The sequence below is a fragment of the uncultured Arthrobacter sp. genome (assembly GCF_964021775.1).
Lineage (GTDB): Bacteria > Actinomycetota > Actinomycetes > Actinomycetales > Micrococcaceae > Arthrobacter.
This window is the reverse complement of sequence record NZ_CAXHZI010000004.1, coordinates 281,620-296,887: the sequence shown is the minus strand read 5'-3', so window position 1 is coordinate 296,887 and position 15,268 is coordinate 281,620. Positions and strand designations below refer to the sequence as shown.

Annotated in this window: 11 protein-coding genes and 1 pseudogene; 6 read left to right on the top strand and 6 right to left on the bottom strand. The window is 68.1% G+C overall.

Annotated elements, in window-relative coordinates; all coding sequences use genetic code 11:
- Positions 1-74 precede the first annotated feature (74 nt).
- Both ABIN76_RS06595 and ABIN76_RS06590 read right to left on the bottom strand, forming a co-directional pair.
- On the bottom strand, positions 75-1,196 hold the full coding sequence (locus ABIN76_RS06595) for an iron chelate uptake ABC transporter family permease subunit (protein ID WP_346958907.1): 1,122 nt from the start codon (positions 1,194-1,196) through the stop codon (positions 75-77).
- A 10-nt stretch (positions 1,197-1,206) separates the two neighbouring features.
- On the bottom strand, positions 1,207-2,232 hold the full coding sequence (locus ABIN76_RS06590; protein ID WP_346958941.1) for an iron-siderophore ABC transporter substrate-binding protein: 1,026 nt from the start codon (positions 2,230-2,232) through the stop codon (positions 1,207-1,209).
- Positions 2,233-2,787: 555 nt separating this feature from the next.
- Between ABIN76_RS06590 and ABIN76_RS06585 the strand changes: the two genes are divergently transcribed.
- Positions 2,788-3,282, top strand: a complete 495-nt coding sequence (locus ABIN76_RS06585; protein WP_346958906.1) for an FBP domain-containing protein — start codon at positions 2,788-2,790, stop codon at positions 3,280-3,282.
- Between the two features lie 19 nt (positions 3,283-3,301).
- Here the strand turns inward: ABIN76_RS06585 and ABIN76_RS06580 are convergent, their stop codons facing one another.
- The 3 genes and pseudogenes from ABIN76_RS06580 to ABIN76_RS06570 all read right to left on the bottom strand — a co-directional run bounded on the left by ABIN76_RS06580 (position 3,302) and on the right by ABIN76_RS06570 (position 9,269).
- Complete coding sequence (locus tag ABIN76_RS06580) at positions 3,302-6,802, bottom strand: ATP-binding protein (RefSeq protein ID WP_346958905.1); 3,501 nt, start codon at positions 6,800-6,802, stop codon at positions 3,302-3,304.
- Between the two features lie 224 nt (positions 6,803-7,026).
- A pseudogene (locus tag ABIN76_RS06575) lies at positions 7,027-7,749 on the bottom strand (DUF4194 domain-containing protein); the annotation flags it as partial.
- Between the two features lie 71 nt (positions 7,750-7,820).
- Positions 7,821-9,269, bottom strand: coding sequence for a DUF3375 family protein (locus ABIN76_RS06570; protein ID WP_346958904.1), 1,449 nt, complete (start codon positions 9,267-9,269; stop codon positions 7,821-7,823).
- A gap of 261 nt (positions 9,270-9,530) precedes the next feature.
- Between ABIN76_RS06570 and ABIN76_RS06565 the strand changes: the two genes are divergently transcribed.
- From ABIN76_RS06565 to ABIN76_RS06555, 3 genes are all read left to right on the top strand, one after another.
- Positions 9,531-9,845 (top strand): hypothetical protein, encoded by a 315-nt coding sequence (locus ABIN76_RS06565; RefSeq protein ID WP_346958903.1) that lies wholly within the window; start codon positions 9,531-9,533, stop codon positions 9,843-9,845.
- A 64-nt stretch (positions 9,846-9,909) separates the two neighbouring features.
- Complete coding sequence (locus ABIN76_RS06560; protein WP_346958902.1) at positions 9,910-11,925, top strand: acyl-CoA dehydrogenase family protein; 2,016 nt, start codon at positions 9,910-9,912, stop codon at positions 11,923-11,925.
- A gap of 166 nt (positions 11,926-12,091) precedes the next feature.
- Positions 12,092-12,958 (top strand): YrzE family protein, encoded by an 867-nt coding sequence (locus ABIN76_RS06555; RefSeq protein ID WP_346958901.1) that lies wholly within the window; start codon positions 12,092-12,094, stop codon positions 12,956-12,958.
- On the opposite strand, the gene ABIN76_RS06550 is transcribed toward ABIN76_RS06555, so the two are convergent.
- The gene (locus ABIN76_RS06550) at positions 12,955-13,383 is read right to left on the bottom strand and encodes a YchJ family protein (RefSeq protein WP_346958900.1); all 429 of its coding nucleotides are present in this window, start codon (positions 13,381-13,383) and stop codon (positions 12,955-12,957) included. The genes ABIN76_RS06555 and ABIN76_RS06550 overlap by 4 nt on opposite strands.
- A gap of 270 nt (positions 13,384-13,653) precedes the next feature.
- Between ABIN76_RS06550 and ABIN76_RS06545 the strand changes: the two genes are divergently transcribed.
- Both ABIN76_RS06545 and ABIN76_RS06540 read left to right on the top strand, forming a co-directional pair.
- Positions 13,654-14,223, top strand: coding sequence for a hypothetical protein (locus ABIN76_RS06545; protein ID WP_346958899.1), 570 nt, complete (start codon positions 13,654-13,656; stop codon positions 14,221-14,223).
- A gap of 40 nt (positions 14,224-14,263) precedes the next feature.
- Positions 14,264-15,268 carry an aldo/keto reductase family protein gene (locus ABIN76_RS06540; protein ID WP_346958898.1) on the top strand — a complete coding sequence of 335 codons (1,005 nt, stop codon included), beginning with the start codon at positions 14,264-14,266 and terminating at the stop codon, positions 15,266-15,268.

Below are 15,268 nucleotides of genomic sequence, written 5' to 3'. Positions count from 1 at the left end.
GCGCGGAACATTGCCGCGAGGTGCCACTTCGGCGGGGAAGACCCGGGCCGGGGGTACCGTCTTGGGCCCGGTGCTCACAGTCCGGCCCCGCTGCTCCGGCGGACCAGCCAGACGAAGACGGGCGCCCCCACCAGCGCGGTCATGATCCCGGCAGGAACCTCGCCGGGAGGCAGCATGACCCGGCCGGCGACGTCGGCTGCGAGCAGCAGCGCCGGCGCCAGCACCATCGAGAACGGCAGGATCCAGCGGTAGTCCGGGCCGGCCAGGAAGCGGACGGCGTGCGGAACCACCAGACCCACAAAGCCGATGGGTCCCGCCAGCGCCGTGGCCGAACCACAGAGCAGGACGACGCCGAGGGCCGTGACGCCCCGGGTCAGGCCAACCCGCTGGCCGAGGCCGCGGGCGAGGTCATCACCCAGCGCCAGCCCATTGAGGTTCCGGCCGGTCCCGAGCACAATGGCGGCACCCAGCAGCAGGAACGGCATCCCGGCCTGGAGCGCGGACCAGTCACGGCCAGCGATCCCGCCGACCTGCCAAAACCGGAAGCGGTCCAGGGTGTCTTGGCTAGAGACGAGGATGACGTTCATGAGCGAATACAGCCCCGCGCTCAGGGCAGCCCCCGCCAGCGCCAGCTTCACCGGCGTCGCACCCTCCCTGCCCAGCGACGCAATCAGGTACACCAGCGCGGCGGCTGCAGCGGCCCCGGCAAAGGCACACCAGATGTACCCGGACAACGAGGAGATCCCGAACACGTAGATTCCGGTAACGACTGCCAGCGCCGCCCCGGCATTGACGCCGATGATGCCGGGATCGGCCAGCGGGTTGCGGGCCACACCCTGCATTGCCGCCCCGGCCAGGCCCAGCGCGCCGCCAGCCAGCAGGCCAAGGACGGTGCGCGGGATGCGGGCGTGGACCACGGCGTGGTCGCCGTCGGCCGGATCGAAAGCGGTGAGCGCCTGCCACACGGTCCCCAGGCCGAGGCCCCGGGCTCCCACGGCGAGGGACGCGGCGGTCACCAGCGCCAGCACGCCGGCGGCCGCCAGCAGCCAGGCGGTCCGGCGGACCGCAGCTGCAGCTAAACCGGACGCCGTTGCCGCCCTATCCGGAGCAGCGCAGGGGTCCGCTGCAGCGCGGGGGTCCGGTGCGCCGGGGCTGCCTGGCGTGGCCGGCCGCACCGTCGTCGTCAGCGGGCTCATGGAACGGCGCCTACTTCAACGCGGCGGCGGCTTTGTCCGCCGCGCCCGCCAGCTGCGGAAGGAACCTGTCCAGCGCCCAGGGCAGGCTCAGCGGCGAGGACGCGGAGATGGACAGCGTGAGCGTGTTGTCGGAATCGGCCACCAGCGCGCCGCGCTGGACGGCCGGAATCTGGCCAAGCAGGGGGTCGTTCTTGATGGAATCGGCGGTTTTCGCATCGGGTACCCACGTCACAAAGATGTCGGAGCTGAGTTCGTTCGCCTTCTCCGCCGACCACGGGATGAAGAATTCCTTGGAGTTCCTGGAGTTCTCTTCCACCACGGGGGCCAGCTTCATGCCGATCTCACTAAGGAAACGGGGGCGGTTGTCATCGGCGGTGTAGACGTTGATGCCGTCGCTCTTGGCCGGCTCGAGGTTGCCGTAAATGAAGGTTTTGCCCGCCAACTGGGGGTACTGGGCGACCTTGTCCTTGATGGTCTTCTCCGTGTCGGCGATGAGTTTGCCGGCCTCTGCCGCCTTGCCCAGGGCCTTGCCGATGACGGCCGTGGAATCCTGCCAGGACGTGCCATAGGCGACCTCCGGCTGGGCCACCACGGGGGCGATTTCGCTGAGCTTCTTGTAGTCCTCCACTGTCAGGCCGGAGTAGGCGCCGAGGATGACGTCCGGGTTGAGCTTGGCAATCTCGGTGAAGTTGATGCCGTCGGCCTCGGAGTACTGGGCCGGGCCCTTCGCCGAGCCGACCGCGGCGCCGGACTTGGCCAGCGCGGCGTCCTTCCAGGGTGTGGACCCCTGCGCGTTGCCGCCCCATTCATTCTTCGGGATACCTACCGGGACCACACCGAGGGCCAGGGCGACGTCGTCGTTGACCCAGGAAACCGTGACGACGCGTTGCGGCTGTTCCTTGATGGTGGTCTCGCCAAAGACGTTTTTGATGGTCACCGGGAACGCGGAGCCGGGAGCCGGGGCGGGAGCGTCCGCCGCCGTTGAGGCTACCGGCCCTGTTGAACAGGCGCCAAGGCCCAGTCCGACGGCGGCCAGGAGAGCTGCCGACCGGACGGCGCTCCTGCGGCTGGGGCGGCGGCCTGTGGAACGGTCTTTGGAACGGCCGGCGGGAGGGGGGAAGACGGCGGAAGCCACGGAACTCCTTAGGTAAATGAAGCAAACCTAAGTAAGGCTAGCCTATCCTTTGCATAATTACGCAAGGTTTCAGTATCTTATTTATCTCGATGGCGTCGCGCCACAAACCGGAGCGTGAAACTGGACAGGACAGCGCGGCTTTGCAAGGATGGGCCCGGCCGGAGGTTCGGAACCGGCCCGGAAGACAATGCACCTTTGATGGCACGGATTGATGGGGAAGTGAGCATGGGCATCACGATGATGACTGTTGCCGCGGTTAGCGGGGTGGCCGCTCTGGCCTGCTACGCGCCCGCACAGTCGCCAGCCCTTCCCGCAGGATCCACTCCCGCCGCGGACTGAGTCCACGGAAGCCCGGTTCAGACCGGAGTCGCGCAGGCTGGCACTCCCCTGCCCACCCACCGCCTTGGCGCTATCTGGCCGCCCGGCGGGAACCATCCGATTCCGAAAGACTCCGACATGCGAAAAATCACCGGACAGCAAGTCCGCTCGTCGTTCATCAACGCGAGCCGGTCAGAAGCCGCGAAGCTCAACCTGCCCAAAAACTTCGACACCCTGGAATGGGAGAGCCTCGACTTCCTCGGCTGGCGCGATGCGAAGATGCCCCTGCGCGGCTACCTGCTGTTGCCCGGCCCGAAGGGCCCCACCGGAATCATGCTCCGGGCCCCGGAAGGCGGCGCCAAGAAAAATCGGTCCGTCCTGTGCGAGCTGTGCCGCGACATCCACTCCAAGGATGACGTCCTGCTGTGGGTGGCCAAGCGGGCAGGGCAATCCGGCCGCAACGGCAACACCGTGGGCACTTTGATCTGCGCCGACTTCGGGTGCTGCCGCAACGTGCGGGTGGAACCCCCGGCCAACGAGATCAACCCGGACCCGGCTGCCGTGGTCCGCCGGCAGATCGACGGGCTGGTGGGCCGGACCGCCCAGTTCCTGGACCGCGTCCGGGGAACCTAGCCCCGGCAACAACGCGGGGTCAGCGCAGGACGATGTCCACCGGGTTCGCCTCGGAACGCCAGGCGCCCTCCGCGCCCGGGCCCGGGCCCGGGGCGATCACCGGCGCCGTCAGCACGCCGGAGCGGTTGGTCCGCTTGTCCCGCAGGATCTCGGTGACGGATCCGAGGTGCCGGGACAGGTCAATCACGTTTTCCGGCGCGGCCAGGAGCAGCTGGAAGCCGAATTCGTGCAGCGCCTTGATGCCGGCACCGGCAAATTCCTCCGAGGCGAGCACAAAGGCCTCGTCCATCATCACGGTGCCGTACGTGGTGAAGCCCTGCTCGGCGATGCCCAGCTGGTAGCTCAGCGCCGCGGCCATGATGAACGCGGTGAAGCGCTGCCGCTCGCCGCCGGACATCGAGCCGGTGTCCGCGTGCATAAAGACCTCGGTCTTCGCTGCACGGTTCTTGCCGCCGCCCTTCACTGCCGCCTTGGAACCGGAACCCTGCACCTCGCGGTGCTCCTTGCACTGGATGAAGAGGTGGCCGCGGACGTCCAGTACCTCGGCGCGCCAGCGCCGGTCCTCGGGGGTCTGCGAGCCCAGCCGCTTCACCAGCGTTTCGAGGGACTTGTAGCGGGTGGTGAGCTCGGCGTCGTCGTCGGAGTCCGTGCCGGAGGCGCCGGCGGCCGCCGCAACCTTGCCCGGCCTGGTGTGGCGGACTTTCAGCGCGTTCTGGATGGCGTCCTTGAATTGCTTCGCCGTGGCGGGGAGGGTCTGCTTGATGTCGAGTTCCAGGAAGCTGCCTTCGTGGAAGTTCACCTGGGAGAGAATGCCGTTCAGCGGCAGGATCCGGCTGGTGATGGAGCGGCGTTCCTCGTCCAGCAGGTGCAGGAGCGTGCTGAAGGATTCGTGGGTGCGCTGGTTGAAGAACTGCCGGAACTCGGCCTCCTGCGCGGGAAGCCCGTCACTGACAATCGCGTGGTAGCGGGCCTCGAACTCGCCCGCGGCGCCAATCGAGGTCCCGTGGTCGGCTGAAATCGCCGTGCCCCACTCGCGCACGAAGCCTTCGAAGATCCGGGTGAGCCGCTCCGAGGTGGCCTGCCCGCGGGATTCGGCCGTGTGCAGCTCGGCCAGCAGCCGGGTCCGCACCTGGTTGGCCAGGTTGTCCAGCTCGTGCATCTCCAGCACGTCGCCGAAGTCCGTAAAGTACGGCGCCAGCGCCTCAACCGTGGCGTCCGACGGCGGCTGCTGGGCGAGCCGCCGCCGCGCCGCGTCCAGCAGCGAGTCCGCCGTGGTGAGCTGCGAGTCGAGGGCCTTGTATTCGCTCTGCAGCACGGCGGCGGCTTCAGTGCTGGACTGGTGCCTCTGCCGGGCAGCCTCGATGTTGGCGCGCAGCGGTTCGAGGTCGGCCTGCGCCGCGAGGGCGTCCTTGAGCCGCTGTTCAATCCGTGCGAGTTCGTCGGCCGCGACCGCCGCGGACACCTGATCCCAGCTCCGGTGGTCCTCGGCTACGCGGCGCAGGGCGTCGAGCTGGCGGCTCATGCCCTGGTGGGATTCTTCCCGGCTTTGCGCCAGTTCGGCGGCCTTGGCGAGTTCCTGCTGCAGGTCCGCCACCTGCGCGGCGACGAGTTCGAGCTTGGCGGCGTTGTCGAAGCCGAGGACGTAGTCCTGCCGGGAGGTGAACCGGTCGTCCTTTTCCACAGTGTGGCGGTTGCGCTTGACCACCCCGCCCAGGCTAAGACCCTTGTCCAGCCGGGCCAGCTCGTCCGGGTCCTCGACGCAGGGGTAGGCGAAATCGAGGGCGATCCGCTCCCGGATCCACTCGCCCGGCTCGGCGGCCGGCCCGGCGGTGAGGATATCCAGCTTGCCCAGCAGGTCGCCGTCGGCCGCGTCCTGCACGGCCAGCGCGCCGCCCGCCAGGGGTTTGGAGACGTCCACGGCGCGCAGCGCCCCGCGGACCGGGTGGTCATTGAGGTAGCGGGTGACGGCGGCAAAATGCTGGCCCGGGACCAGCAAGGTGTTGGCGAGGCTGCGCAGCGCGCGCTCGGCCGCCGGCCGCCAGTGTTCGTGGCCCTCGGCGAGGTCAATCAGCTCGCCGCCGAAGGGCATCTGCTCCTCGGGGACGCCGGTGGCGGCCGCGATAGCGCTGCGGTTTTCAATGCTCGACGGCGGCAGCAGGGACTTGCGGGTTTTGAGCGAGACGAGTTCCTGCTGGGCCGCCGCGAGCTCCCGCTTCCTGGTCGCGTGGGAGTCGAAGGCCTCGAACCGCAGCTCCTTGAGCGCTTCCGAGTCGTCCTTGAGTTCGGCCGAGCGTGCGGCGGCCTGCTCGTGCGCCTGCTCCCAGCCGGCGGCGGTCCATTCGAGCTCCAGGCCGGCATCGGTGAGGGCCTTGCGGGCGGATTCCTCGACCTGTTCGCGGAGCTTGAGGCCCACCCGGGCGTTCTCCAGCGACTGTTCGATCGCGGAGATGGCGTTGCCGCCCTGGTTGTTGTAATCCGTTTCGAGCTGGCGCAGCTCCTTGGCGAGGCCGTCACGGACGCTCCGTTCGGCGCCGAGTTCCTTGGCTTTCGCCTGCGCCAGCGCCTTGAAGCGCTCCAGGGTCTTCTCGTGCACGGTGACGGCCAGCTGCTGCTTGTAGGCCTCGAATTCCTCGCCCGCGAGGTCCCGCAGCCGGTTGGCGTCGAGCAGGGACTGCGCATACTCCTTGTTCAGCCCCGGGACCGGAGCCAGCTGGTCGCGCTGCTGCCGGACGTCCTCCAGCCGCTGCCGGATGGACATCAGGTTGCTGAATTCCTCGACCACGTCGTCCGCGGCGGCCAGCGTGGCGGGCGCATCCAGCACCTGGTCGCGGAAGAAGGTGTTGACGCTGCCGCCGAGGCCCTTGCCGGCCTGGATGACGCGCAGCAGCGGCAGGGCCTGGTCCGAGTTGATCCCCATCAGGCGCCGGAAACGCTCGGCGAAGGCCTTGTGCACGTCGAAAATCTGCGCCTCGGGGAAAATTGCCTCCAGCGCCGACTTGGTGAACCGCTTCTCCGCGATGCCTTCCAGCGCGGCCAGGTCCAGCGGCCTGTTGTCGATCAGGTAATACCGGCCCACGCTGGACTCGGTACCGTTTTTAGGAAGGTCGAAGAGTGCGGAGATGGTGACCCGGGTGCCCGCGGCGTTGTCGAACGTCAGGGCGACGGCAGACCAGGTGGCGCCGGGACGCTGGAACGCACTGGCCGAGCCCTCGCCGACGGCCTTGTCCCCCACCTTGCCGCGCATGTACGTGAACGTGGTCCGCTTGTCCTCGACCGCGCCGCCGGCGCGCTGCGCGGCGGCCTCGTTGGAGCGCGGCCGAGCGTCGAAAACCCGCAGCATCGCGTCGAACAGCGTGGACTTGCCGACGCCGGAATTGCCGGTCAACAGGGTGCCGTTGCGGTCCACGTGCATTGTGTGGGCGCCATGGAAGGTGCCCCAGTTGACCACCTGAACGAGGGCGAGGCGCATCTGGCCGGGGTTCGTGAGCTCACCCAGTGGCAGCATGGTCGCGATGCTCATTTGGTGGTCTCCGCGTCGTTGTGTTCGCCCTGCGCGGCATCCTCGTGGTCGCCTAGCGCGACATCACCGGACACATGCTCTGCATGCTCGCTCGTTCCTCGCTTAGACGCATGCTGCCGCATGTCCCCGGCGCTGCCGCTGCTGTTAACGAGCGAATCGTCGTCGTCACCACTGCTCTCAGTCACCGAACTGTCGTCGTCGTTGATCAGGTCCCCTTGGGCGTCGTCGTCGCCTTCTGCATCATCCACCGGTGCTGCTGGGTCGCTGTCGAGGTCCAGGAGGGGTTCTGTGCCGGCGGGGTCGGTGGAGGCTGCGATGAGGGCTTCTATTTGGGCCGGGATGTCGCCGATGTTTTCGAAGGGGAGCGCCAGCGGGAGGGCGTTGGAGATCGTGTAGACCTCGTCCAGGCTGGTGGGGAGCAGGAGCTGGCGGGCCAGGAGTTTGGTGATGGCGCGGTTGACGACGTCGGAATCACGCAGCGCATCCTGCTGGCCGGAGGGCTGGTAGTGGGCTACCAGGTCGGCGATTTCCTCGCGCGTGATCGTGGGGTCGGTCTGGGCCGTGACGTGGCGGTCCAGGAGCAGGCGCAGGCGCAGCAGCACGATGGTTTCGACCCGGCTCAGGGCCCGCTGCTGACGCAGGATGCTGGAGCGGGTGCTGCCGCCGATCGCCTCGGGGTCCACCGGGCGCAGCACTGCCACCTTGCGCTCGTGGTCCAGTTGAAGGGTCAGGAACAGCTCGGAGAGCCGGCTGCGCAGGATCAGCTGGTTGTCCAGCAGCGTGGTCCAGAGCTTTTCGTCCCGGCCGCCGTCGATGTACGGGCCCTTGAGGAGTTTCACCAGGGCCTGGCGGACCTTCATCGGGAGCACGCCGGTGTCCCCCGGGAAGAGGGCGGCGCCGTCGACGAAGGTATCCCGCGGGGTGACGGTGAAGGGATCAGCTGGCACGTGCGCCGGCGCGTGCTGGGGCTCCTGATCCGGTTCCGTGCCGGGCGCTTCCTGGGAAAGTTCGGTCATCTTCAATCCTTTTTGAGCGTGACGACGGGCAGGTAGGCCGTGCGGGTGGAGCCGTCGATTTGTTCGAAGTCCAGCGGCTCCCAGGCCTCGCGGTCGAAGCCGGCGCCCTGGTGCAGGGCGTGCGAGAGCAGGGCGCGGATGGAGTTGATGTGGCGTTCCGCCTCCGGCAGCTGTTGCCAGGCTTCGGCGAGGGTGGACGCCCCCGCGACGGCGGTGCGGATCGCCTCGGGGCTGGCCTTGCCCGTCCGCGGCGAGCGCACCCGGTCCGAGTCACTGAACGCGATGGGGTCGGCCAGCTTCGGCGGCGCGGCGAACTCGTCCGGGTCGAACAGCTTGACCATGGCCAGGGATTCGAAGCCGGCGTTGAAGAGCACCGGGCCGCGGACCAGGCTGGGGCGTTCGCGCTCGTAAGGCAGCGAACGGATTGCCTGCTCGGCTTCGCGCAGCACCTTTCGGAGCCTGACGGACTGGCGGTAGTCGTCGCTCTGGACGTAGGTGTTGAGGCTTTCGCTGAGCTTGCCGTAGATCCGCTGGATCTGGCTGTGCTGGCTGCGCAGTTCCGCCACCAGGTTCTTCAGCGTCTCGCGCTCGTCCTGGCTGAGCTCGTCCGCGAACTGCCGGCTGAGCACCTCCCCGATCGCCGACCGGAAGCGCAGCTGTTGCTGCGGGTCCTCCAGGAACGCGGTGAAGGACCGGAACGTCCTGCCCTCCGGGCTCTGCCGGAGCCGTTTGTCCGCCTCCAGCACCTGCGCCATGGTGGCGCCTTTGCTCAGGGATTCCTCGATGATCTGGTTCCGGAGCTCGCCCACCAGCTCCTCGATCCGGTCACGCATCTTCTTGTAGTCCGCGGGCAGGCTCGCGGCGAGGTCCAGGATGTTGCCCGCCGCCTCCACGGCTTCCTCATCGTCAAGCAGCCCGTCGAACTCCCCCGAGCTGATCTCCTCAATCAGCTGGCGGCGTTCGCCGATCTCCTCTTCCAGGGACTCCAGCCGCGCGCTCTGGTCCGGGTTGGTCTCGTTGGCGAGCTTTTCGACGTCGCCCAGCAGCGTGCCGAGCCGGGAACCGTTGAGGGTGGAGCGTTCACTGGAGAGGCTGTCCAGGAAGGCGAGGACACGGGCCGCGGGCTCGGTAACCTCGTACACGATCTGGCCGGACTGGTTACGCCGGGTCAGGAAGTTCTTGCGGGTCCATTCGTCGCCGAAACCCTTGCCGTTGGCGGAGCCGCCCAGCCCGGGGTCCTGGCGGCGGAGCTGCTCAAGGAAAGCGTCGACGTCGGCGTGGAACTGTTCCAGCGGCAGCTGCGGCCGGGTGCGGGTGAAGGAGGCTTGCAACACGGCAATCACCCACGGCGCCGAACGGGTCAGGGCCCACGCCGGCCCTTTAGTCAGGAGTTCGAGGTCCCTGAGCCGGGCGCTGATGGCGTCGGCGGAGGACACAGCGGAACGGGACACGCAGTTCTCCAATCGCTGCCGGGGTGGGGGTCGGGCAGCGGGTCAAAGAAAAACTGCCAACTACAAGGTTAACGCAGGGCCTTCCGGATCCCGGCTGTCGCTGCCGGCGGGGGTGCCGCGACCTCTCCGTGACCTACGCCCGGGTAGCATTTCGATCCCGTATCAAGGGCTCCCGACGCGCCCCGCGACTCTGGCAGCGTCCTCTCCGGCACCCTACGCTCGGCCTACTGGTTCAGCCGAAGCGACGGTGCAGGAGGAAGAATGCAGTTCGATCTAAGCGCGGTGGAAACGGGCACCCTGGTGTTTTTTGGCACGCTGGTTTTCGCCCTCGTGATAGGCCTCTTCATCATGGCCGCGGCCTTCGCGGCGCTGGTGCTGGTGGGGGTGGGGCGGCTGGCCTGGTTCCTCGCGGTAAGCGCGCTGCTGGGTCTGGTCCACGGCATCAACACCGGCTGGGACCGGCTGCTGCACCACGCCTCCACGGTGGAGCTGCCGGGCGAGTTCCCCGGCGAGCTAATAGGGCAGTCCTCCCCTAGTACGGGCACCTACCCGCGGGTAGTATTGCGGGACAGCTGAAGGGTCCTCCACCCGCGGCGGATCCAGGGCTCGAGCCGGACAACCCGGTTAGAGGAGATGCCCAATGAGCTCCGCCGTCGACAACCCCGCCACCGAAGATCCGGCCACCGACAGCCCCGTCGCCGAAGTCCCGGTGGACGCGCAGAAGATCGGTCCAGACGCTACCGCCGCCGATGCCCGGGCCATCGCCGAGGCCGCCCGCGAAACCAGCTGGGACCGGCCCAGTTTCGCCAAAGGCCTCTATCTCGGCAGCTTCGACCTCAGCCTCATCCACCCCTGGCCGCAGGCGCCGGCGGACGACGTCGAACGCGGCGAGGCGTTCATGGAGCGGCTCACCGCCTATTGCCGGACGATGTCCGGGCGCACCATTGAGCGCGACGCCAAGATCCCCGACGAATACCTGTCCGGGCTGGCCGGCCTCGGCGTCTTTGGGATGAAGATTCCCCGCGAATACGGCGGCCTGGGCCTGTCCCTGGTGTACTACGGCCGGGCGCTGGCCTTGCTGGGCTCGGTGCACCCCAGCCTCGGCGCGCTCCTGTCCGCGCACCAGTCGATTGGCGTTCCGGAGCCCGTGAAGGTTTTCGGCACGCCGGAACAGAAGCGCGAGTACCTGCCGCGCTGCGCGGCCGGCGCGGTGACCGCGTTCCTGCTGACCGAGCCCGACGTCGGCAGCGACCCGGCCCGGATGGGCAGCACTGCCGTCCCGTCGGGGGACGGCCAGTCCTACGTGCTGGACGGCGTGAAGCTCTGGACCACCAACGGCGTCATCGCCGAACTCGTGGTGGTGATGGCGCTGGTGCCCGCGCACACCGACGCGGACGGCACCGCGCACAAGGGCGGCATCAGTGCCTTCGTCGTGGAAATGGACTCGCCCGGCATCACGGTGGAGAACCGCAACGCGTTTATGGGGCTGCGCGGCATCGAGAACGGCGTCACCCGCTTCCACCAGGTCCGGGTGCCCACCGCCAACCGGCTGGGCCGCGAAGGCCAGGGCCTGAAAATCGCCCTCACCACACTCAACACCGGCCGACTCTCCATCCCGGCGCTCTGCGTCGCCTCCGGCCGCTGGAGCCTGAAGATTGCCCGCGAATGGTCCAATGCCCGCACCCAGTGGGGACGCCCGGTGGGCCGGCACGAGGCGGTAGGCAAGAAGATCGCCTTCATCGCCGCCAGTGCCTTCGCGCTCGACGCGGTCTTCGAACTGTCCGCCGAACTGGCCGACGCGGGGCAAAAAGACGTCCGGATCGAGGCCGCCCTGGCCAAGCTCTGGTCCACCGAGATCAGCTGCCGGATCGCGGACGAACTGGTGCAGATCCGCGGCGGCCGGGGTTTCGAGACGGCCGATTCGCTGGAGGCCCGGGGTGAGCGCGCCGTCCCGGCCGAGCAGCAACTGCGGGACCTGCGGATCAACCGGATCTTTGAGGGTTCCTCGGAAATCATGCGGTTGCTGATCGCACGCGAGGCCGTGGACGCCCACCTGGCCGCTGCGGGCGCTCTCGCCTCGGAGGAGGCCAGCCTGTCCGAGAAGGCGCGGGCCGCCGTCGGCGCTTCCGGCTTCTATGCCCGCTGGCTGCCCAAACTGGTGGCCGGCACCGGTATGGATCCGCGTTCCTATGGTGATTTCGGCCGGCTCGCCAGGCACCTGCGGTACGTGGAACGGGCGTCGCGGCGGCTGGCGCGGCAGACCTTCTACGGCATGGGCCGCTGGCAGGCGAAGCTGGAGCACAAGCAGGCGTTCCTGGGCCGGATCGTGGATATCGGGGCCGAGTTATTCGCGATGGCCGCCTGCTGCTCGCGGGCGGAAATGCTGCTGCGAACCGCCCCGGAACGCGGCGCCTCCGCCTACGAACTCGCCGACGCGTATTGCGAGCAGGCGCGGGTCCGGGTCGAGGAGTATTTCGACCAACTCTGGCGCAACACCGACGACGGCGACCGCTCCCTAACCCGCCAGGTTCTGGCCGGGGACTTCGAGTGGCTGGAGGCAGGGGTGCTGGACCAGTCCGAGGGGACCGGTCCATGGATCGCGGACGCCAGCCCGCGCGCCTCGATGAAGGAAAACCTGCACCGAAAGTACCGCTGACGTGCGGCGATGCCCTCTTTTACACCTCGCGCATAAATAGTAAGCATCCTTGCTATTTGGGCTGGTGCCGTGGTTAGGTGAGATTAAGACCTGATGACGGTCGAAGCATTGCAGTGCCCGGGCCAAACACCGAGTCCGGGTCAATCAATGAAAGCGAGCAGCCATCATGAGCAGCCCTACAGGCCCCGAAGACCTCCCCCGCCGCGCCCGGAACGACGAGGGAACCCTTGACCGGGACGGCCGGATCCACGACGCACGCCAGGACGGCGCCGACGACCGGGCTGAACTCCGCGCAGAGCGCGCCGAGCGCGCCGAGCGCGCCGACGACGCCCGCGCTTTCCCCGCCGCTCCGGTGGCCGGCGCCGCGGGCACAGCCGGCCGCGATGACCGGCCGATCCACGGCACCCGGGACGACCGCTATGTCGATGAAACTGTCGTGGACGAGATCCCCACCCGCGAAACGGTGGTGGCCCGCGAGAAGGAACAGTTCGGCGGCGTCAAGATCGGCTCCGCATTCTTCGGCTGGCTAGCCGCCACCGGCATGGCCGTCCTGCTCACCGCTCTGGTCGCCGCCGCCGGCACCGCCGTCGGCCTCGCCACCAACACCAACGTCAACGAGGCGGTCAACCAGGCCTCACAGAACCAGAGCGTGGGAATCGCAGGCATCATCGCCCTGCTCGTGGTCCTCTTCGTGTCCTACTACTGCGGCGGCTACGTGGCCGGCCGGATGGCCCGTTTCAACGGCGCCCGTCAGGGCCTCATGGTGTGGATCTGGGCGCTGATCGCGGCCATTGTCGTCGCCATCCTTGCCATGACCGCCGGACAGCAGTTCAACGTCCTCGCAAATCTGAACAGCTTCCCGCGCATCCCCGTCAACGAGGGCGACCTCACCGCTACAAGCATGATCGCCGCGGTCGTCGTAGCTGTGGTGGCCCTCTTCGGCGCCATGCTCGGCGGCCTGGCTGGTATGCGCTTCCACCGCAAAGTGGACCGCGCCGGCTTCACCCCGGTGGAAACCGTCGAGGAGCGCTAGGCGGGCGTGAGGGCGTCGACGTAGTACCAGCGGCGGTCCTCGCGGACGAACCGGCTTGTTTCGTGGTGCACGCCGCGCTCTCCGTCGTGCCGGTACCAGGCCCTGAACTCGACGGTGCCCTCGGTGTCCAGCGGGCCGCCGCGGTGCGTGGAGACAATGTCCAGCCGCCGCCACTGCATCGCCGGGTCAAGCTCCAGCTGCGCCGGCCGGGTGTCCGGATGCCAGGTCCGTAGCAGATACCCGGCGTCGAGTACCACGAACGCGCTGTAGCGGGAGCGCATCAGCTGCTCCGCGGTCGGCGCTTCGGCGTCCCCGCGGTGGAACCGTCCACAGCAATCGGCGTACTGCTCGCCGGACAGGCACGGACAGTTGCCCTGGAACAAGGCGCCGTGGGGCTCGGAACTGGCGGCCTGGGCGTGTGTCACGAGGATCCTTCCGGCGGGCCGGGCTTCTCCGGCGTGGACTCACTTCCGACTATAGACGCTGGCCGGGAGGGCCCAGCGATGGGGACAGAGCCCTCAAGGGCCGCAGCCGCCGCGTGCGCGGAGGCCGAAGGTATCAGCTTGGACACATAGTGACGCGCAGGGCTGTTCCCCGCGCGTCAGTCCGAAATAGTCCGTATGGTTAAGGAGGGCTGCTGCCCGGCGAGACGATTGCGGCACGGACCTCACTGCAGGCTGGAACGGAGAGGCGAAGTGGAAGACCCAACAACGATCGCCATGAACCTGACCTTCTTCGGCACCCTTGGTGTTGGCCTGGTGATGTTCGTCGGCGTCTTCCTCGCCTTTGTCATCACCTTGCTCATAGCCGGCCTTGGCCGGCTGCTGGCCACGGTCGCCATGGGCCTGTTCCACGGCGCGAAGCGCCTGCGTGCACCGAAGGCGGCCAGGCCAGCCAAGCCGGCCAAGCCAGTGCGCAAAGAGCCCCAACTGTCCCGGGACTGGGCTGCCGCCGTCGAAAGTGCCAACGCCCGCGCCGCCACCCGGGCCAAGGCCGAAGCCGCGCCCGAGATCAAGGTGTCAGTCCGCGAGCTGCCCAGCCCGAAAGCCCCGGCACAACAAATCCGGCAAGTAGGGCCCCTGGTCGAGTCCGCGACAGACCGGAACGGCGCCCCCACGCCGGCGCCACGCGCCTTTACGAAACCACCGGTTCCGGCCAAGAGCCCCGTCCTGGACACCGGATCGCTGGCCACGCTCAAGAACCGGCCGGCGCAAAAGGGCCAGCGGAAGAGCCCGCGGCAAAACACGGACCGCAAGGCCAGCTGATCCCTTACCCCGAACGGGCATCTGGGCTACGTTGGAACCCATGGAATTCAGATACCTCGGGCACAGCGGCTTCAAGATCTCGGAAATCACCTTCGGCAACTGGCTCACCCACGGCTCGCAAGTCGAAAACGACGTCGCCACCCAGTGCGTGCGGGCGGCCCTCGACGCCGGGATCAGCACCTTCGATACCGCGGACGTCTACGCCAATACCGCCGCGGAATCGGTCCTGGGCGAGGCCCTGAAAGACGAGCGGCGCGAATCGCTGGAAATTTTCACCAAGGTCTTCGGGCCCACCGGACCCAAGGGCCACAACGACCTTGGACTTTCCCGCAAGCACATCATGGAATCCATCAATGGTTCCCTGTCCCGGCTGCAGACGGACTACGTGGACCTCTACCAGGCCCACCGCTATGACTACGAGACGCCGCTGGAAGAGACCATGCAGGCGTTCGCCGACATCGTCCGGCAGGGCAAGGCGCTGTACATCGGCGTCAGCGAGTGGACAGCCAACCAGATCCGCGACGGCCACGCCCTCGCCAAGGACCTCGGCTTCCAGCTGATTTCCAACCAGCCGCAGTACTCGATGCTGTGGCGGGTCATCGAGGCGGAAGTGGTCCCGACGTCGGAGGAGCTGGGCCTGTCCCAGATCGTCTGGTCCCCCATGGCCCAGGGCGTGCTCAGCGGCAAGTACCACCCCGGCAAACCCGCCCCGGAGGGCAGCCGTGCCACCGACGCCAAGGGCGGCGCCCGGATGATCGAGCGCTGGATGTCCGACGAGGTCCTGACCGGCGTGCAGCAGCTCAAGCCGATCGCGGAGGAGGCCGGGCTGACCATGGCCCAGCTGAGCATCGCGTGGGTGCTGCAGAACAAGAACGTCGCCTCGGCGATCATGGGCGCGTCCCGGCCGGAGCAGATTGCCGGCAACGTGGCAGCGGCGGGGGTGAAGCTGGACCCGGTCATCATGGACAAGATCGACGCCGCGATCGGATCCCTTGCCGAACGGGATCCGGCGCAGACCAAGTCCCCCGCTTCCCGCGAGGCCTAG

What these genes read in the sequence shown, in the direction of transcription:
- ABIN76_RS06555 (WP_346958901.1), top strand. Translation starts at nt 12,092, where the DNA reads ATGAGCAGCCCTACAGGCCCCGAAGACCTCCCCCGCCGCGCCCGGAAC.
- ABIN76_RS06560 (WP_346958902.1), top strand. Translation starts at nt 9,910, where the DNA reads ATGAGCTCCGCCGTCGACAACCCCGCCACCGAAGATCCGGCCACCGAC.
- ABIN76_RS06585 (WP_346958906.1), top strand. Translation starts at nt 2,788, where the DNA reads ATGCGAAAAATCACCGGACAGCAAGTCCGCTCGTCGTTCATCAACGCG.
- ABIN76_RS06595 (WP_346958907.1), bottom strand. Translation starts at nt 1,196, where the DNA reads ATGAGCCCGCTGACGACGACGGTGCGGCCGGCCACGCCAGGCAGCCCC.
- ABIN76_RS06580 (WP_346958905.1), bottom strand. Translation starts at nt 6,802, where the DNA reads ATGAGCATCGCGACCATGCTGCCACTGGGTGAGCTCACGAACCCCGGC.
- ABIN76_RS06540 (WP_346958898.1), top strand. Translation starts at nt 14,264, where the DNA reads ATGGAATTCAGATACCTCGGGCACAGCGGCTTCAAGATCTCGGAAATC.
- ABIN76_RS06565 (WP_346958903.1), top strand. Translation starts at nt 9,531, where the DNA reads ATGCAGTTCGATCTAAGCGCGGTGGAAACGGGCACCCTGGTGTTTTTT.